Annotated in this window: 16 protein-coding genes; 13 read left to right on the top strand and 3 right to left on the bottom strand. The window is 60.3% G+C overall.

Annotated features, from left to right (window positions below; genetic code table 11):
* From L6966_RS10850 to L6966_RS10840, 3 genes are all read left to right on the top strand, one after another.
* Positions 1-1,738 (top strand): DEAD/DEAH box helicase (locus L6966_RS10850; RefSeq protein ID WP_237233377.1); only part of this gene is annotated, 1,738 nt, incomplete at its 5' end.
* 129 nt (positions 1,739-1,867) lie between these two features.
* Complete coding sequence (locus L6966_RS10845) at positions 1,868-2,884, top strand: zinc-dependent alcohol dehydrogenase family protein (RefSeq protein WP_083091329.1); 1,017 nt, start codon at positions 1,868-1,870, stop codon at positions 2,882-2,884.
* Positions 2,885-2,899: 15 nt separating this feature from the next.
* Positions 2,900-3,340 (top strand): MerR family transcriptional regulator, encoded by a 441-nt coding sequence (locus L6966_RS10840; RefSeq protein ID WP_083091327.1) that lies wholly within the window; start codon positions 2,900-2,902, stop codon positions 3,338-3,340.
* A 342-nt stretch (positions 3,341-3,682) separates the two neighbouring features.
* Here the strand turns inward: L6966_RS10840 and L6966_RS10835 are convergent, their stop codons facing one another.
* Both L6966_RS10835 and L6966_RS10830 read right to left on the bottom strand, forming a co-directional pair.
* Positions 3,683-4,309: an isochorismatase family protein gene (locus L6966_RS10835; RefSeq protein ID WP_237233376.1), complete on the bottom strand. Its 627-nt coding sequence runs from the start codon at positions 4,307-4,309 to the stop codon at positions 3,683-3,685.
* Positions 4,310-4,424: 115 nt separating this feature from the next.
* Positions 4,425-5,729: a nicotinate phosphoribosyltransferase gene (locus L6966_RS10830; RefSeq protein ID WP_257618011.1), complete on the bottom strand. Its 1,305-nt coding sequence runs from the start codon at positions 5,727-5,729 to the stop codon at positions 4,425-4,427.
* A 162-nt stretch (positions 5,730-5,891) separates the two neighbouring features.
* Here L6966_RS10830 and clpS point away from each other — a divergent pair, with 162 nt between their 5' ends.
* From clpS to L6966_RS10795, 7 genes are all read left to right on the top strand, one after another.
* Complete coding sequence (clpS, locus tag L6966_RS10825; RefSeq protein WP_083091324.1) at positions 5,892-6,233, top strand: ATP-dependent Clp protease adapter ClpS; 342 nt, start codon at positions 5,892-5,894, stop codon at positions 6,231-6,233.
* 2 nt (positions 6,234-6,235) lie between these two features.
* On the top strand, positions 6,236-6,793 hold the full coding sequence (locus tag L6966_RS10820; protein WP_083091323.1) for a DUF2017 domain-containing protein: 558 nt from the start codon (positions 6,236-6,238) through the stop codon (positions 6,791-6,793).
* Positions 6,794-6,970: 177 nt separating this feature from the next.
* On the top strand, positions 6,971-7,915 hold the full coding sequence (gene murI, locus L6966_RS10815; protein ID WP_083091403.1) for a glutamate racemase: 945 nt from the start codon (positions 6,971-6,973) through the stop codon (positions 7,913-7,915).
* Positions 7,916-7,948: 33 nt separating this feature from the next.
* Positions 7,949-8,812, top strand: a complete 864-nt coding sequence (locus tag L6966_RS10810; RefSeq protein ID WP_083091322.1) for an MBL fold metallo-hydrolase — start codon at positions 7,949-7,951, stop codon at positions 8,810-8,812.
* Between the two features lie 76 nt (positions 8,813-8,888).
* The gene (rph, locus tag L6966_RS10805; RefSeq protein ID WP_272878800.1) at positions 8,889-9,629 is read left to right on the top strand and encodes a ribonuclease PH; all 741 of its coding nucleotides are present in this window, start codon (positions 8,889-8,891) and stop codon (positions 9,627-9,629) included.
* Complete coding sequence (rdgB, locus tag L6966_RS10800) at positions 9,626-10,258, top strand: RdgB/HAM1 family non-canonical purine NTP pyrophosphatase (RefSeq protein ID WP_237224344.1); 633 nt, start codon at positions 9,626-9,628, stop codon at positions 10,256-10,258. The genes rph and rdgB overlap by 4 nt, the downstream gene beginning before the upstream one ends.
* A 31-nt stretch (positions 10,259-10,289) precedes the next feature.
* Positions 10,290-11,171, top strand: a complete 882-nt coding sequence (locus L6966_RS10795) for a phosphotransferase (protein ID WP_083091319.1) — start codon at positions 10,290-10,292, stop codon at positions 11,169-11,171.
* A gap of 35 nt (positions 11,172-11,206) precedes the next feature.
* Here the strand turns inward: L6966_RS10795 and L6966_RS10790 are convergent, their stop codons facing one another.
* Complete coding sequence (locus L6966_RS10790; RefSeq protein ID WP_083091318.1) at positions 11,207-12,322, bottom strand: ADP-ribosylglycohydrolase family protein; 1,116 nt, start codon at positions 12,320-12,322, stop codon at positions 11,207-11,209.
* Positions 12,323-12,370: 48 nt separating this feature from the next.
* Here L6966_RS10790 and L6966_RS10785 point away from each other — a divergent pair, with 48 nt between their 5' ends.
* Genes L6966_RS10785 through L6966_RS10775 form a run of 3 tightly spaced genes read left to right on the top strand, consistent with a single transcriptional unit; the run spans position 12,371 to position 18,038 of the window.
* Complete coding sequence (locus L6966_RS10785) at positions 12,371-13,516, top strand: exonuclease SbcCD subunit D (protein ID WP_083091317.1); 1,146 nt, start codon at positions 12,371-12,373, stop codon at positions 13,514-13,516.
* Entirely contained in the window at positions 13,513-16,647 is a 3,135-nt protein-coding gene (locus tag L6966_RS10780) for an AAA family ATPase (protein ID WP_237233375.1), read from the top strand. The genes L6966_RS10785 and L6966_RS10780 overlap by 4 nt, the downstream gene beginning before the upstream one ends.
* Positions 16,644-18,038, top strand: coding sequence for an MFS transporter (locus tag L6966_RS10775; RefSeq protein WP_237233374.1), 1,395 nt, complete (start codon positions 16,644-16,646; stop codon positions 18,036-18,038). Before L6966_RS10780 ends, L6966_RS10775 begins: the two co-directional genes overlap by 4 nt.
* The last annotated feature ends 19 nt before the right edge of the window (positions 18,039-18,057 follow it).

The raw sequence follows: 18,057 nt of genomic DNA, 5'->3' as shown, positions 1-18,057 counted from the left end.
ACCCCCGGCCTACCCCGACCGCGCCGCCTGGGGAACCGCCCCCAAGCTCCGCGCCTGGCAGACCGAGGCCATGAACCGCTACTTCACTCAGAACCCCCGCGACTTCATGGCCGTGGCAACCCCCGGTGCAGGTAAAACCACCTTCGCCCTGACCGTGGCCAAAGAACTCTTCAACCGGGGCACTATCAACCGCATGACCGTGGTAGCCCCCACCGACCACCTTAAACGCCAGTGGGCCGATGCCGCAGCCCGCGTCGGGATCTCTATCGACCCTAACTTCAAAAACTCAGACGGCACAGTGGGCCGCGGCTACCAGGGCGTCGCCCTCACCTACGCCCAGGTTGCCAACAAACCCATGCTGCACCGGGCCCGCACCGAAAACGGCCGAACCCTGGTCATCATGGACGAAATCCACCACGCCGGTGACGCCCTCTCCTGGGGCGATGGCCTGCGTGAAGCCTTCGAGCCTGCCACCCGCCGTCTGGCCCTGACCGGTACCCCCTTCCGCTCCGACACCGCAGCTATTCCCTTCGTCCAGTACGAAGAGGACGCCGACGGCATACGCCGCTCAAGATCCGACTACTCCTACGGTTACGGCCCCGCCCTCAAAGACCATGTCGTGCGCCCCGTCATCTTCATGGCTTACTCCGGCCAGATGCGCTGGCGCACGTCCGCCGGTGAAGAAATAGCCGCCAATCTGGGGGAGGGCTTCACCAAGGACGTCACCGCCCAGGCCTGGCGCACCGCCCTCAACCCCGACGGCGAATGGATCCCCACCGTGCTCGCCGCCGCTGATAAACGCCTGACCGAGGTGCGCCGCACTGTGCCCGACGCCGGTGGTCTGGTCATTGCCACCGACCACGCCGACGCCCGCGCCTACGCCAAACAGCTGCAGAAAATCACCGGCGAAAAACCCGCCCTGATTCTCTCCGATGACAAAGAAGCCTCCAACAACATCGAAGAGTTCTCAGCGGGGCTAGCCCGCTGGATGGTCGCTGTGCGCATGGTCTCTGAAGGGGTGGACGTACCCCGCCTGGCTGTGGGCGTCTACGCCACCTCAACCTCCACCCCCCTCTTCTTCGCCCAGGCTATCGGCCGCTTCGTACGTTCGCGCAAACGCGGCGAAACCGCATCGGTCTTCCTGCCCTCCGTTCCCCAGCTCATGATGCTGGCCAACGAAATGGAAACCGAACGCGATCACGCCCTGGACCGCAAAGGTGCCAGCGACGAAGTCATCGACCCCCTCAATGAGGGCTTGGACGATCACCTGATTGAAGAAGCCAACAAAGAGGAAGCCGCAAGCGACCAGCTCACCCGCGGCAAATTCGAAGCTATTGGCTCCCAGGCCTCCTTCCACGGCGTGCTCTTTGACGGATCAGAATTTTCCACAGGCGGCCTCGAAGTCGGCTCAGACGAGGAACAAGACTTCCTTGGTATCCCCGGCCTGCTGGACGCTGACCAGGTAGGTACCCTGTTGCGTGCCCGCCAGCAGGACCACGCCACCCGCCGCCCGTCGTCCGCAGCCCCCCAGGTCGTTGACCACCGTCAGCTCAAAGATTTGCGGAACAAGCTTGCTAAAAACGTGGCCGCCTGGGCCGCCCGCACCGGCAAGCCCCACGGCTCAATCCACAACGAACTGCGCCGTATTTGTGGTGGGCCTGCCGTTGCCCAGGCCTCAGCCGAACAGCTCCAGGCCCGCCTGGATAAGTTGCAGGACTGGTTCGTCGGGCGCAAGTAAGGTGTGTATACGGCGGTGACACTGCCGCTCTCAACAGGAGTTGCTTGACTTCAAGCGCTTTAAGTTTCTTAGGATAAAACAGCACAACACAGCGTGGAAGAAATACCCACCTCAACCTAAGGAACAGCTATGAAAGCCACCTTTATCTACGGCCCTAAGGACGTCCGTGTCGAAGAGGCCGAAAAACCGACCATCATCGACCCCACCGACGCCGTCATTAAGCTCACCGCCACTTGCGTTTGCGGCTCAGATCTCTGGCCCTACCGCGGGGAAGATACCGTCACCGAGCGCCAGCCAATGGGGCACGAGTACGTCGGAATCGTCGAAACGGTCGGTAGCGAGGTGCACGACATCAAGGTCGGCAACTATGTTGTGGGCTCCTTCTGCATCTCAGATAACACCTGTGAAATCTGCGCGGACGGCTACCCCTCCCGCTGCGTCCACGGCGACTTTGTAAGCGGTGCCCAGGCGGAATACCTGCGCGTACCCCAGGCAGACGGCACCTTGGTAGCCACCCCTGCCGAACCTACCGAAGAGCAGCTCAAGCACCTCATGGCTGCCTCCGATGTCCTGGGTACCGGCTGGTTCGCTGCCGACGAAGCCCAGGCAGGCCCCGGAAAAATCGTAGCCGTCGTGGGTGACGGCGCAGTCGGCCTGCTCGGCGTACTAGCCGCCCAGCAGATGGGAGCTGAGCGCATCATTGTCATGAGCCGCCACTCCGACCGCCAGGCCTTGGCCCGCGAATTCGGGGCAACCGATATCGTGGAAGAACGAGGGGACGAAGGAATTGCCAAGGTCAAAGAACTCACCAACGGCCTGGGCGCCCACTCCGTCATCGAGGCCGTAGGCACCCAGCAGTCCATGGAAACTGCTATCGCCATCACCCGCCCGGGCGGCCACATCGGCTACGTTGGCGTCTCCCATGACGTGACGCTAGAAGGCCTCCCCCTCTTCTTCGCCGAAGTCCACCTCATGGGTGGCCCTGCTCCCGTCCGCAAATACCTACCCCACCTCATCGACCTCATCTACAAGGGAGAAATTGAGCCGGGTAAGGTCTTTAACAAGACCGTGGCGTTAGACGACATCGCTGAAGGCTACCGGGCCATGGCAGATCGAGAAGCCATCAAAACCTTCGTCCGTATCTAAGGAAAAGACCAAGACATGGAAACAGGGCAGACCACCTACAGCATCAAACAGGTCTCAGAACTCACGGGACTCACTGCGCCAACTCTGAGGTACTACGAATCTGTAGGGGTCAGCCCTGCCATCACGCGAGATGAATCCAGCGGGCACCGTGTTTACTCTGCAGATGACGTCGAGCTACTCGGCTGGATCGCCTGTCTAGCGGCAACCGGAATGGGTATAGCCGAAATGCGCCAGTACGTAGCTAATGGTAAAGACCATATCCACAATGCTGCGCTCCAGATCGAACTCTTACAGAAACACGACGCGGTGCTTGAGGCAGACCTGAAACGCCTGAGCCTCCGCCGGGACTACCTGGCCCTCAAAATACGCTACTGGCAGGCGGTCGAAGCGGGCGACAAGGAACTCGCCAGGCATCTTGCCCAGGAAGCTATCTCACTGGCCCAGCAATTCCGCTAAGCCCTAGGGCACAAAGGAGGGGCGCTCCCAACCAATAGAGGTTGGGAGCGCCCCTGAGGTTTAACATGTTTGATTTCAAGCCTTTGAAATTTCTGAGTATGACGAGGAGGAAAGGCCAACGGGTGCGCACCGCCCTGGTAGAACTTCTACCTGCGGGGGAGAACACCATCGAGGACGTCGCCCGTAGGCTGGGTACGGCCCCGCGGCCTACAGAGCTGAACACCACGCTCCCAAAGCTTCTTGCCTCAAGTTTTATTGATTCTTGGCAATGGTGAGATCTGTAAAGAACTGAACCTGCCAGTTTTTGCTCTCGGGTAGCTAATCTTCTACCGTGAATGAACCCTAGAGCACCTCGGTCACCGTCACCCCGGCGTCCTTCAGCTCATCGCTCACATCGTCCAGGGAGTCCTCATCCACCGGAGCCGTCAAATCAAGCAGCACGCGGGTCTCATAACCGGCATCCACCGCATCCAGGGCCGTGGCCTTGACGCAGTAATCGGTGGCAATACCCACCACATCAACATCGGTGATATCGCGCTCAGCCAGCCAGTCATCGAGAGATAGCTTGGGGGTGTCGTCCTGGGCCGGGGCTCCGGCCTCGCGCTCGCCGGTCATCACCGTATCCTCGGGGGCCAGCAGGCCCTCAAAGCCCGAGTAGGCGGCCTCAAACTCCCCCTTGCGGAAGTAGGCCTCAATATAGTCGGTATCCAGATCCTCGTGCAGCTCGGCCCCCCGGCTCTCCGCCTTGCAGTGTACCGGCCAGGACTCCTTGAAATCAGGGTTCTCTGAGAAGTGGTCGCCCGGGTTCACATGCCAGTCCAGGGTAGCCACGATTGCCTCGTAGTCCCCGTGGTGGTTCTCTAGGTACTCGCTAATCAGGGCAGCAACCTCGGCACCCCGTTCGGTGGCCAGCGAACCACCGGCGCAAAAATCGTTCTGAACATCAACAACAATAAGTGCTTTAGGCATTTTCTCTTTACTTTCGCTTAAGTGCAGGACGGCGGGTTGCCGGGGCGGTCGCACCGGTCAGGTTCGGTGGGCCCGCCCCGTCTTACCGCCCTGAGATATCCAATGATGGAGCTTGCTAGGAGACAAATTCGGTGGGAATAACCGGGTCGCCGGGTGAAAGGCGGGTGGCTGCCGGTGGTAGCTCTTCGAGTGATCGGGCGTGGCGCTCAGCCGCATTGCGTACACCTTCAGCGCCGGTAAATCCAGGCTGCACCTGACCGTCCACAACCAGGTCAACCATGAGCGGGCGATCGTTGGAGTCGGCCGGTGCTTGCAGATCAACCCCAATGACTTCAGCGGTAGCGATACCACCGGCATTGAGACGGCGCACGGCGCTCTTCTTGCCACCCACAGAGGCCTTACCCGAGGAGGCCTTGGCTACCGGCTCCATAAGACCCTGGGCGTTTTCGCGCAGCACGACCTTATACACCATGGATGAGGTGGGTACACCAGATCCGGTGACGAGTTTTGTACCGACACCGTAAGAGTTAACCGGAGCCGCAGCTAAAGAGGCGATGGCATATTCATCAAGGTCTGAGGTTACGGTGATTTTCGTACCGGTGTTACCGAGAGAATCGAGAAGCTGACGCACGAACTGAGCTTGGGCTACCAGGTCGCCGGAGTCGAGCCGGACGGCACCGAGGCCGGGCCCGGCGAGCTCTGCAGCCAGACGTACCGCTGCTTCAACGTCATAGGTATCAACCAGCAGGGTAGTACCGACCCCTTGGGAAGCAAGCTGGGCCTCAAAAGCCTGGCGCTCGCTGTCGTGAAGCAGGGTGAAGGCGTGAGCCGACGTGCCGATAGTGTGCAGGCCATACTGGCGCCCCGCTTCTAGATTGGAGGTCGCGGTAAATCCCGCAATGACGGAGGCGCGGGCTGCTGATACCGCAGCCTGCTCGTGTGCGCGGCGGGAGCCCATCTCAAGGCAGGGGCGGTTACCGGCGGCCACGGTCATGCGGGAAGCTGCGGTGGCAACGGCAGAATCAAAGTTAAGAATGGAGAGTATATAGGTCTCTAGTAGGCAGGCTTCTGCAAAGGTGGCCTCAACCTGGAGTACGGGGGAGTGGGGGAAGAAAATTTCCCCTTCCGCGTAGCCACGAATTGAACCGGAGAACTTAAAGTCTGCTAGGTAGTCGAGGGTCTGCTGATTAACGACCTTGCGGGCGGCCAAAAAGTCCAGTTCTTCGGTGGAGAAGCGAAAGTCTTCTAGCCCAGCAAGTAACCGGCCGGTGCCTGCCAGGACCCCGTAACGGCGCCCACCTGAGAGCCTGCGGGCGAAGACCTCAAAGACCGTACTGCGGTGGGCTGCCCCCGAGGCAAGGGCTGCCTGGACCATGGTCAGCTCGTAGTGGTCAGTCAAAAGTGAAGTTTTCTGTCGCACGCTATAACCTTATCGGCTACCTGCGGTAAAGCCCAGCCCCTACGCTGTAAAACAGTGAGGGCTCCTTATCTGCCGGTGAACACGGTTCGCTACGGTATGCCCCCAGTCGTATGATAGATAAGGTCTACCCCACCTCATGTACGGCGCTAGCACAAAGGAGTAATGACATTGTCACCAGCAGTTTGCGCTACGTGGAGCGCAGTGGCAAGTGATACGCTCACCGATCTTGAACGTGACCTTGCCCAGGACTCAGCCGTTAACCCTGACCTTCCCTGGACGGTAGTGGTGTGGGATGACCCCGTTAACCTGATGAGTTTTGTCACCTATGTTTTTCGTACTCAATTTGGTTACAGCGGAGAGAGGGCTCACCAGCTGATGATGCAGGTGCACACCGAGGGCAAGGCCGCTGTGTTTAGCGGAAGCAAGGAAGAGGCGGAGCGCCACACCACCGCCCTGCACACGTGGGGGCTGTGGGCAACCTTCGAGCAAGCGGGTGAGTTCTAGCCATGGCACAACCGTTTATGTCGACGGCCCGGGGGATTACGGCACGATTTACTCCGGAAGAGGTAGAGGTGCTCACACGATTATTTGAAGACGTGGCACTGGCGCTGGAACCTGAAAGTAGCCCTGACGATGATCCACTGGCTGCCCTGGTGGGGATTTCTGAGAACGTAGACGTGCCTAGCGACCCGGCAGTGGCCCGCATGCTCCCGGTGGCCAGCGATGACCCTGAGGTTGCCGATGAGTACCGCCGGTTTACTGACCTTACCTTGCGCCGGGCAAAGATTGAGCACCTGACGCAGGCGGCTATGGATATCCAGGGTGGCACCGTACGACTTGACACCGCTGGGGCGCACAGCTGGGCGGCTGCTCTCAATGATGTGAGGCTGACCCTGGGGGCCCGCTTAGGTATTGCCAGCGCTGCGGACGCTGATCGGGTAGGCGAGCAGACCGACTGGCATTCTGTTGAAACCACCGAAGACTATATGGCCCTGCTCTATAACTTTGTAACGTGGCTCCAAGACAGCTTAATGCAGACCCTGCTGGAGGGAATTGATGACTAGCCGTCTTACCCTGTGCTCCCGCGCTCTGCTGGGTGCCTGCAACCTTGTGCTGGCTCACCATCGTGTCTTTTTATGACGCACGTACGCCGTTAATAGGCGTGATGGTTCACTCAATACCCTGCAGGTGCGATGCCCGCTCTACTTTTTGTTTATTTTTTAGCTAATGTCAGGTCTATTATGAGCGATTCTAACCCCACTCTCGTCACCCCCTGGGGCAGCCAGGTGTTGGCTGAGCCGACACCATCTGCTCCGATCGGTGTGTTTGACTCCGGTGTGGGTGGGCTCACCGTGGCGCGCGCGGTGATGGATCAGTTGCCGCACGAGTCGGTGATTTATGTGGGCGATACGGCACATGGCCCCTACGGGCCGCTGACCATCGCCCAGGTGCGTGCGCACGCGCTACGCATTATGGATGAACTGGTGGACTCCGGGGTCAAGTTACTGGTGATTGCCTGCAATACGGCCTCGGCGGCCGTCCTGCGGGATGCCCGTGAGCGCTATACTCGCAAGTACGGTATTCAGGTGGTTGAGGTCATCCAGCCAGCAGCCCGCCGCGCAGTTGCCGCAACGCGCAACCGCAAAATCGGCGTCATTGCCACTGAGGCCACCGTGACTTCGAGAGCCTACGATGATACTTTCTCGGTCATGAGCGACCTTGAAATCTTTTCGGTGGCCTGCCCCCGCTTTGTCGAATTCGTGGAAAAGGGCGTGACCAGCGGGCCTGAGCTACTGGAAACCGCCGAGACCTATCTGGCTCCGCTCAAAGAGGCCGGGGTGGACACCCTGGTACTCGGCTGCACCCACTACCCGCTGCTGACCGGCGTTATCTCCTACATCATGGGAGACAAGGTCACACTGGTCTCATCCTCCGAAGAGTCCGCCAAGGACGTCTATAGGGCGCTTCTGCAGACCGGGCTCGAGCGCCCTGCTCTGCTGCCTCCCACCCACGAGTTCTTAGCTACCGGCCCCACCGAGACCTTCGAACAGCTTGCTCGCCGCTTCCTTGGCCCAGAAGTCGCTCGGGTGAGGCACACAAACTCCGTGGCAGAACGATTCCCCACCGGCTCCCTGGCCGTCGTTCCACCCGAGCTCGCTTCCCCTCACGTCACCGTCACTCCCTAAGCTAACACCAGTACACAGAAGGAATACCCACCCATGCAATTGACAGTCATCGGCTGCACCGGCTCCTTTCCTGGGCCCAACGCAGCGGCTAGCTGCTACATGGTTTCAACAATCGATGACCTGGGTAAGACCTGGCGCATCATTGTTGATATGGGCAACGGTGCCTTGGGCACACTACAGACCCACATTAACCTCGAAGATATTGACGCCATCCTCATCTCGCACCTGCACCCAGACCACTGCATAGACCTCTCGGGCTTGCACGTAGCGGTCAAATGGAACCCTAACGGCTGGTCTAAGGGCCCCATTCCGCTCTACGGGCCCAGCGACATTCACCAGTACCTGGTCAATACCCACGGCTTACCCCTTGAACCGGGCATGCACACCGAGTTCGAGTTCCACGAATGGAACAACCACTCCGAGGTTAGAATAGGCCCCTTCACCGTCACCCCGCACGTGGTGGTTCATCCCACCAAAGAGCCCTACGCCCTGCGCATTGAGTGCGAAACCAGTGAGGGCAAAACCGTGCTGACCTACTCGGGTGACACTGACTCCTGTATCGGCCTCATTGAAGCGGCCCGCGGCGCCGACCTTTTCTTGTGCGAAGCTGCCTACCAGGAGGGGCGCGATGACGCCCTGCGTGGCATCCACCTCACCGGCAAACGTGCCGGTGAAGCGGCAGCCGAGGCAGGCGTCCGTAACCTGCTACTCACCCACCTGCCTATATGGAATGACTCGGCCACCGCATTGGCTGAAGCTCGCAGTGTTTTTGACGGGCCGATCTCGGTTGCTGAAGCATCCGCCACCTACCGGGTTAATCCTCGCCGCAGCGCAGAAGAATATGCGCTCAACCCGCACACCACCACGCTTAACGTTATTAGCCGTAAACCTGTTTAGGTAGTCACTCAACACACCTGTTTGTTTTTTGTGCACCGGGGGTCGCAGAGGTTAGTCTGAAACCATGACAGAAAACATGGTAGCACCCATCCTGCGCGGCGACGGCCGTACCCCCGACCAGCTCCGCCCCATCACTATCACTCGCGGCTGGGCCAAGAACGCAGAGGGTTCAGCTCTCATCGAGTTTGGGAACACGCGGGTGCTCTGCACCGCTTCCTTCACTGAGGGGGTACCCCGCTGGCTCAAAGGCCAGGGCACCGGCTGGGTCACCGCAGAATACGCCATGCTACCGCGAGCCACCAACACCCGGAACTCCCGTGAATCCGTCAAGGGTAAGATTGGTGGCCGTACCCACGAAATCTCCCGCCTCGTTGGCCGCTCACTCCGCGCCGTCATTGACACTAGAGCGCTGGGTGAGAACACCATCGTGCTTGACTGTGACGTGCTCCAGGCGGACGGTGGTACCCGCACCGCCGCTATCACTGGCGCCTACATTGCCCTGGCTGATTCCCTGACCTGGGCCAGAAAAGAAGGTATTATCTCAGCTAAAAATCAGCCTCTGACCGGTTCTGTTGCTGCTATTTCTGTGGGTATTATCGATGGCACCCCGATGCTTGATTTACCTTACGCAGAGGACGTACGGGCTGAAACCGATATGAACGTCGTGGTCACCGGTGACGGCACGTTCGTTGAGGTGCAGGGCACCGCTGAAGGGGCACCCTTTGACCGGGACGAACTCAACTCCCTGCTCGATTTAGCCCTGCAAGGTACTGCCCAGCTGGCACAGATTCAGCGCGAAGCTCTGGAGAACTCATGACGGCCCCACGCATTGTTCTCGCTACTCACAACCAGGGAAAACTGCGTGAACTGCGAGAGATTCTCCGAGGCGCCCTTGAGGGGCTGGACGTCGATACCCAGGTTATTGACGCTGGCGCGGCAGGCGCCCCCGATGTAGTAGAAGACGGTGTGACCTTTGCTGAGAACTCTTTGCTTAAGGCCCGTGCCGTAGCACAAGCCACAGGTCTGATCGCCATCGCTGATGATTCAGGCCTAGCCGTTGACGTGTTAGGCGGTGCCCCCGGCATCTTCTCCGCCCGTTGGGCAGGCCGTCACGGTGACGACCAAGCCAATCTCAACCTGCTACTGGCCCAGCTTTCCGATATCGCAGACCACCACCGCGGCGCCCAGTTTGTCTGCGCGGCCTCCCTGGTCACTCCCGACGGGTTCGAAGTTGTTGAACACGGCACCCTACCTGGCATGCTCTTACGTGAGCCCCGCGGCGAACACGGTTTTGGCTATGACCCCATTCTGGCGCCGGAAGGTTTTACCGGAGAATACGCCGGGCTTTCCTGCGCCCAGGTACCGGCGTCTGTCAAAAACGCCATCAGCCACCGCGGCCAGGCTCTCACCGCTCTGATACCGCACCTGCAGGCCGCCCTGGCCTAACCACCCTTGTTTCGTCTGTAAGAGGTTCTCTATGGCAGCGCACCTTGCACACCTAGACCAAATGAAAGTTTTGCCCGTGGTCACTGCGGTCATGGAGCAGGCTGGCGTCAACGTCCCTCGTGACCGTTGGGACGTTCGCACCACCGGTTCCGCCCACGTCATTGTCAATATGGGGGCAGAGCTTTCCGTTCGCGTCGCAAAAACTCAGCAAACCGGCTACCTGGTAGCCCGCCGCACCGAAATATTACGTAGGCTACCTACAGCGTTGCCCTTTGCCGTGCCCAGGCCAATCACACGCGTCATCACCCGCAACGGCTTCACCGCTGTGGGTCTGACCTGGATTAAAGGTGAACCCCGCCTGCAGGGGGCGGCTCCGCCCAAGCAACTGGCTACACTATTGAAGGCCATTCACGGCATCGACTACCGTGGCTATGGGCCCTACCTCGATATGGTCCACGAACACTGGGGAGGGCGCGAGAACTGGGAGGAAGTTCTGCGCACAGAAGTCGTGCCGCAGCTTCTTTCTGGTGCCCAAAAAATAGCTCTGGCAGCTATCGACCGGGTTGTTAGCCTAGATCCCGTTGACCCCGTCCTGATTCACGGGGATCTTGCTGGCCACAATATCCTCTGGAACGGTGACAAACTTGTTGGTGTCATTGACTGGGATCATGCATCTATCGGGGACCCAGCCGTCGATCATGCCGCCCTGGGCAACTTCTATGGTTGGGATTCGCTCACCAAGGCACTTACAACGGAACAGATTGAACGAGCCCAAATTGTGGCCCGGCTACTGCCCCTCCAATCCCTGGCCTACTCCATGCGCAACGGGATGGGAGGGGCCATCACCCGCTTAGCAGTTGAGAGGGCCGACGAATGGTACCTGGACCACCGTTCCGAGGTTCTTGCGGCATAAATACTAGGGGCACAAGGGGGCGAGATCCCGGGCCTCTAGAGGCCGAGTTGCGTGAACCAGCCAGCAGCCGCTAGCTCAATTGCCTGGCGGGCGTCAACCTGTGCAATGAGGTTCTGAGGCAGAGCCTCCTCACCCCAGAGGGCACCTAAAAGTGAGCCGACCAGCGCACCAATCGAATCGGAGTCACCGTCCACCGCGATAGCCAGACCGACTGCATGGAGTAGGGCTTCGGGGCTGCGGCTCTGGTCTTCTACGCACAGGGCCAGGTAGAGGGCATAACCTAAACAGTCGGTGGCCAGCCCTAACTCCCCGAAATCTAGCCGGGCCGCCTCGTGTGGGGTAGCAGTGGCCGCCAATTCCTGGGCCCGGGTGACCGCAGCAATGGTGAGGGCAGCATTCCCAGGCAGAGCCTTCGAACACTCGATTGTACCCAGCCAGGTCAATACAGCCTGAGCAGCTGAGCTCAGAGGCTTCTTCACGTTGCTACCTGCTACCCCCAACAGGTAGCGGATAAATAGGGCGTAGGCTGCCGCCGAAATCACCGCTTCCGGGTGGCCGTGAGTGAGTGCCGCCGCGTGGGTAGCTAGCTTCACCACTGTCGCATCATCGGCCACCGGCAGATACCCAAAGGGCGCTGAACGCATGAGCGCCCCGGTCCCCAGCGCCTGCGGGTTGATGTTCTTAGAGATAAACTGCATCTCACCGGTGGCAAGGGCCGCCAAGGTGGCCTTGCCCGGGCCGCGAAACCGCTGCATGACGGGCACCTTGTTCAGCGGGCGTGGCAGCGAATAGGGGGCGGTAGGCGGTGCAGGGTGGCCAGTACCCGTGTACCAGCGCAGATAGGACAGCCAGATGCAGGCCAGCTCGTCAGCTGCCTGGCCCTCATTGTTCCATTCCAGCACCTCCGTCAACCCGTCGAGGGTTGCCAACGTCAGCTGGGTATCGTCCGAGACCTGTAAGGGCCCCTGACCTAACGCGGCCATCAGCTCGCTGGCGTCCTTAACTCCGTAGCGCTCATATAGCCCTGTTACGGTCAAGAGTTCTGCGGGGTAGCCCAGGGCATCACCGAGAGCTGTGCCGTAGAGCGAGCCGCGCAGGGCCAGACGGTAGGCGGGGGAGAGGGCGTCGGGAGCAGGAAAAACAGAGTCCATGCACCCTATTCTAAGCGAGCAGGGAGACCGCCCTACTAGACTGGTGCTATGCGTATCTTGCACACCTCAGACTGGCACCTGGGCCGAACCTTTCACGGCACCTCCCTGCACTCTACGGCTGAACAGGTTCTCGATGAACTGGTTGAGCTGGTCATCAGGGAGTCAGTTGACGTGGTGCTGATTTCAGGTGATATCTATGACCAGGCTCAGCCGCGCACCGAGACCGTGCAACTCTTAAGCCGAACCTTGGAGCGCCTGGTTCAGGCTGGTACCGCAGTGGTGGCAATCAGCGGCAACCATGATTCAGCGATTCGCCTGGGGTTCGCTTCGTCCCTGCTCGAGGTAGCCGGAGTGCACCTGGTGACTTCGCAGACTCAGGTGGGAACACCCGTCCTTCTCGACAAGGGCGGGGTTCAGGTGGCCTTCTACGGCATCCCCTACTTAGAGCCGCGCCCGACCGCTGACCGCTGGGGTGTTGGTGCCAGCCATACCGAGGTGCTGACAGAAGCAATGGCTCGGGTTGACCGGGACGCCGCTGAGCGGCAGGTCGATGCTACGGTGGTGCTCGCCCACTGCTTTGCCACGGGGGCAGAGCCCTCAGAGTCTGAACGTGATATTTCGGTCGGCGGTGTGCAACACGTTCCTGTCTCGGTGTTTTCCTCTGCTACCTACACCGCTTTGGGGCATTTACACGGGAGGCAGGCACCCATTGAAACTGTGCGCTACTCGGGATCCCTGCTGGCCTATTCCTTTAGCGAGCAAAACCACCGTAAAGGCGCGTGGCTTGTGGATATTGAGGCCGGCGGAGCAACGACCGTGCGGGAGCATACCTGGGAAACCCATCTGGTACTCAAAACCTTGAAGGGTACGCTGGATGAGATTCTGATGCCCCAGACCGTAGATCAGTTTGGGTCTGCCTTTGTGAGCATTACACTCACAGACACGGTTCGCCCGGCTCAGGCCCTCGAACGGCTCAAAGCCCGTTACGAGAACCTGCAGGAGCTCTTTTTTGCGCCAGAGGGAGCCGAGAGTCGGCCGCGTCACAGCTACCGACGCTCCCGCTCGACGGCGGGCGCAGCGCAGCTGTGCGCTTCTTTCTACGAGCACGTACGCGGGCGCCCCCTGAGCGAACCTGAAACCGTTTACCTGGCGGGCGTGATTGAAGAGGCTCGGACGAACGGGGAACAGGCATGAGGATTCACCGGTTAGAACTGTTCGCTTACGGGCCCTTCCCGGGCACCGTCACCCTTGACTTCGAAGAACTGAACGAAGAGGGTATCTTCTTACTCAACGGCCCCACGGGCTCGGGCAAGTCCTCGATTCTTGACGCGATATGTTACGCCCTGTACGGTACTACGGCTTCTGGCCGCACCGACCTCAAATCACGCTTTGCTGACCCTGCCGCTAAGCCCCGGGTCTACTTGGAATGCACTATCGGTCAGAGCCGCTACCGTATTGAACGCAGCCCGGCCTATGACCGCCCAAAACAGCGGGGCACCGGGACGATTCGTGAACAGGCCACATCGCTGATTGAAAAGTATGATTCGGCCAGCGGAACCTGGGGAGCGGATCCGGTGGCGACCCGCCACAAGGACGCCGCAGACTACATGTATGCCGTCCTTGGCCTGACTGCCGCCCAGTTCAAGCAGGTGATGCTCCTACCTCAGGGTAAATTTCAGGAGTTTTTGGTTGCCTCGTCAGCTGACCGTGAACAACTACTCAAACAGCTCTTTGGAACCTACGAGTTTGAGCAGATTCAGCAGGTGCTCAAGGATCGGGCCAGGAGCGCTGAAGCGGCCGCGAACACCGCTGCCCGTGAGCTGGCCGATCTTGAAGCCCGCGCTGACAGGGCCGAGCAGGCCGCGCAACTAGAAGCCGCGCGGGAGGCACTGGGCTACCCAGAAGCAGGGGCCGGCGCTGACACTGCGCACAGCACGCCAAGCGCCGATTCCACGGTGATAGAGCGCTGGTCACAGACCCTGGCGCACATGGCTGAGCTGACGGCGCAACTGGATGAAGGCCAACAGCAGGCGGCCCGGGAGCTAGAACAGCTGAGCAACCGCAGGAGTGAGCTGACTCAGCAGATGAAAGACTGGCAAGACTTCGCCGAGCTCACCGCCCGGCACCAGCAGCTGGTGGAGCAGCAACCCGCTATTGCTGAACAAGAGCAAGCTCTCGCCGCTCACCAACGGGCCGTCAGCGTCCTGCCCGCCCTCAAAGCACAGGACCAGGCTGAGCAAGCAGCTCAGCAGGCAGTTCAGCGAGCCAGCCAGCAGGCCGATCTGATCCGTGACAAGACCACCCGTGCCAGAGCCTCACTGGAGGTCTCAGCTCTTGAAGCTGACCTGCTTGATCTTCTGGTTCAGCAGCTACAGCAGAGGCTCACCGAAGATGTCGCAGAGAATCTAGGGGCCCAGGCCAAGGAACTGGCCGAAACGCTCAGCGCCTACGAGCGTGACGAGGCTCAGCTGACCGCCGTGACCGCCAAACTGGCTCAGACCGAGCAGGAGCAGGCCCTCGCCACCCAGGCTGCCGAGAAGGCCACCGTAAGGCTGACTCAGGCCCAGCAGCACCTCAAGTCGACTCAGTCTGACCTACAGAAGAGTGAAGGAGCCGCCGCCCAGGTTGATTTAGCTGAAGCCGCCTTGACCCGTGCCCAGCAGGCTGTGGCCCAGTCCGAGGCCCTTGCAGCTGCCCGTGATCGCGTTGCCAGCACTCGGCAGGTTGCCGAGACCGCCGAGAACCACCGCAGGCAGGCGGCCGCCCATGCCGAGCAGCTACAGCGTCAGCGGTTTAATAACGCGGCACAAATCCTGGCGGAAACCCTGGTGGACGGTGAGCCCTGCACAGTGTGCGGCTCAACCGACCACCCAGCCCCGGCCACCTACTCCGGTGAGGCTCAGCAGGTCAGCGATCGGGCCCTCAACGACTCACAAGAAAAGCGCGCCGCCACCGAAGCCGCCGCGCAGAAAGCACTCACCAATCTCGCCGCCGCCGAGGCCGCTCTGACACAGCTCCAGCAGGCGGAGGCCCCCGAACCCGAGCAGGCCCAGCAGGCTCTGATAGACGCCCAACATCGGGTGGCTACCGCCCAAGACCGGGTGCAGCAGCGCATCCTGCTGGCCTCTCAGGCCAAGGACGCTACGGCTCAAGTTGAACGTGATGCAGAGAGTCTGCGTCAGGCCCAGGATCAGCTGCTTGCTCTGACAACCAGGCAGCAGGAGCTGACCACAACCCAGCAGGAGCTGACCGGTTCCCTTGAACCGCACCGTCAGCGCCCTAGTTTTACTGACCGCGCCACTGCTCTTACGGGCCTGGTTACCGCTTTGGCCCGCACCGTGGCTGCGGGCCAAGAGGCAGACCGCCTGATACACAGGAGCACTGAGGCCCTCGCAGAAGCCGATCAGGCCCTGACCGCGAACGGGTTTACCGATAGGGCAGCCCTTCACGCCGCTACCCTGCCCGCCTCCCGGGCTCAGGCGCTTGAACAGAAGGTACAGGAGCATAAGGAAGCCTTGCTCAGCGTCAACTCCCGCCTGTCGAGCCCGGCGCTACGGGCGCTCGCTCAGAGAGCCGAAGCCGGTGAAACAGCGCCCCAACAAGCCCAGATTGACGAGCTCACCCGCAGTATCAGCACCCGGCAGCGTACCAGGGACGCCTTTATCACCCACAGCGTCCGCCTGCGGGGAGCCCAGCAGGAACTCACCGACATCAGCCAGAGATACTCCGCCGCTGCGACCCAAAGTCGGGCCTTGTATGAGCAGGCTCACATGGTGGGTGAGCTATCGGCCACCGCTCATGCGGAGCGGAGTGGCGAGAACAGTCTGCGCATGACTCTCACCACCTACGTGCTGGCCCACCAGCTCTCTGAGGTAGCCGAAGCTGCCAGTGAGCACCTGCAGCAGATGACTCACGGCCGCTACCGCCTCGAACACACCGACCGGGCTGAGGGCCGCGGCAAGAAATCCGGTCTTGGCCTGGATGTCTATGACGCCTGGCACAACGACCGCCGCCACCCCAGCTCCCTCTCAGGCGGAGAGACCTTCATGGCCTCGCTCTCACTAGCACTGGGCCTAGCCACCGTGGTGCAGCAAACCCACGGAGGTATCGACATAGACACCCTCTTTGTCGATGAGGGGTTCGGATCTTTAGATGAGGAAACCCTCGAAGAAGTCATGTCAACCATTGACGGTTTACGCGAGAACGGCCGCGTGATTGGTCTTATCTCACACGTTGCCGAAATGAAAAACCGTATCAGCAAACACGTGCAATTGACTGCCAGCCCCCAGGGCTCTGCCCTGACAACCTCGAAAGCACCCCAGTGAGCCTCCATCACAATCCCCACGATAAATCACGACTGCACCTAGGGGACTCCGCCTACCGGAGCTCTCGAAGCCATACCCCTCAAGAGGGCGCTGACCTGCGCGCCGGCGTCCGAAGTGGCATCGATCGTTTGGTCATATCGGCCCGCTATGCCCGCACTCGGATACGGAGCCTGCTCATTTCACACGGCTGGCGTTTCCTCATTTTTTCGTTGCTGATGCGCCTGCCCGCCTCTATGGTCATGTTAGCTGTCATGATGATGCTGGCCGTTCAAAACGGTGAGGCCACTTTGGGTGGTTACGCTGCGGGCATCGTGGGACTGAGCGCCGCCTTCATGGTGCCGGTTTACCGATCCATTTCAGAACGCTACGGCCAGCGGCGTATCTTCTTCGCCGTGACCCTGTTGAATATCGCGGCGCTCCTTTGGCTGATGATTGAGTCGCTACACTTTTCAGAAACCTCTAGCGAATCATACGGCACCTTCCTGATAGCGTGCGCGGTGACCGGCGTGACTACGGTGCCTCTAGGGGCACTGATGCGCTCCTATTGGAGCGCCGAGTACCTGACCACTAAGGATCGCCGTAAGCTCAATTCTTCTATCTCACTTGAGACTATGTTCGATGTGACCGCGCTACCTGCCGGTGCCGTCATTGCGGGTATGACCACTGTTTTTCTCACTGCCCAGTCAGCTCTCTTTGCCGTTATTATTATCGATGCGCTGGGCCTACTTATGATCCTGTGGCGGCCCGAAACCCTGCCGGTTGAACCCCGTGATGTAACGGAAGCCACCGGTCACACGCCCTTGCGAGGTGCCAGTCGCTCCCTGCTCTGGATTCCTCAGCTTGGAACTATCTGCCTGGGAATCTCACTGGGAGCCACCCAGGCCGCCCTGATAGCCTACTCTATCTCCACTGATCAACTGGGAATCGCGGGCTTCTTGGTTGCCCTGCTAGGTATTTGCGCTGTAGGGGCGGCCCTTTTCGTCCTGTTTGAGCGCTTGCCCATGTTCGGCTGGATGGCCTGGCTGGTGAGCGGTATCTTCCTCACCCTGACTGCCATGACGGTGTCGTTACCCACCTCAGCTCAGGGCATGGTTCCTGCCCTCCTTGGATTAGGGCTGGCCTACGGCATCTCGCTGGTCACGATGGATTCGGTGGTTACCAGTCTGTCAGTCCGTAAGAACCTTGATTTGGCCCTCTCTACACTACAGGCCTGCTCCCTAGGAGGTATTGCTGTGGGCTTTGTGTGGGCAGGCGATTTGAGCGGGTCCTACAGCTACCAGGTTGCCCTGATTATTCCGCTCATTGCAGGTGCGATTTTCTTTTGCCTGGGGCATCTCTATGGCTTCCTCTGGCGTCGCACCTACGAGGAGCGCCTGAGCCTGCTACCGTAGGACGCCCCGGAGACCTGCC

It is taken from the genome of Rothia nasisuis (assembly GCF_928381405.1).
Lineage (GTDB): Bacteria > Actinomycetota > Actinomycetes > Actinomycetales > Micrococcaceae > Rothia > Rothia nasisuis.
The sequence above is the reverse complement of the archived record's forward strand: the minus strand, read 5'-3'. Positions and strand labels throughout refer to the sequence as shown.

Coding starts and splice junctions, on each gene's coding strand:
- L6966_RS10835 (WP_237233376.1), bottom strand. CDS start 4,309: ATGCCTAAAGCACTTATTGTTGTTGATGTTCAGAACGATTTTTGCGCC.
- L6966_RS10820 (WP_083091323.1), top strand. CDS start 6,236: ATGGCACAACCGTTTATGTCGACGGCCCGGGGGATTACGGCACGATTT.
- L6966_RS10840 (WP_083091327.1), top strand. CDS start 2,900: ATGGAAACAGGGCAGACCACCTACAGCATCAAACAGGTCTCAGAACTC.
- rdgB (WP_237224344.1), top strand. CDS start 9,626: ATGACGGCCCCACGCATTGTTCTCGCTACTCACAACCAGGGAAAACTG.
- clpS (WP_083091324.1), top strand. CDS start 5,892: ATGACATTGTCACCAGCAGTTTGCGCTACGTGGAGCGCAGTGGCAAGT.
- L6966_RS10790 (WP_083091318.1), bottom strand. CDS start 12,322: ATGGACTCTGTTTTTCCTGCTCCCGACGCCCTCTCCCCCGCCTACCGT.
- L6966_RS10845 (WP_083091329.1), top strand. CDS start 1,868: ATGAAAGCCACCTTTATCTACGGCCCTAAGGACGTCCGTGTCGAAGAG.
- L6966_RS10785 (WP_083091317.1), top strand. CDS start 12,371: ATGCGTATCTTGCACACCTCAGACTGGCACCTGGGCCGAACCTTTCAC.
- L6966_RS10780 (WP_237233375.1), top strand. CDS start 13,513: ATGAGGATTCACCGGTTAGAACTGTTCGCTTACGGGCCCTTCCCGGGC.
- rph (WP_272878800.1), top strand. CDS start 8,889: ATGGTAGCACCCATCCTGCGCGGCGACGGCCGTACCCCCGACCAGCTC.
- L6966_RS10795 (WP_083091319.1), top strand. CDS start 10,290: ATGGCAGCGCACCTTGCACACCTAGACCAAATGAAAGTTTTGCCCGTG.
- murI (WP_083091403.1), top strand. CDS start 6,971: ATGAGCGATTCTAACCCCACTCTCGTCACCCCCTGGGGCAGCCAGGTG.
- L6966_RS10810 (WP_083091322.1), top strand. CDS start 7,949: ATGCAATTGACAGTCATCGGCTGCACCGGCTCCTTTCCTGGGCCCAAC.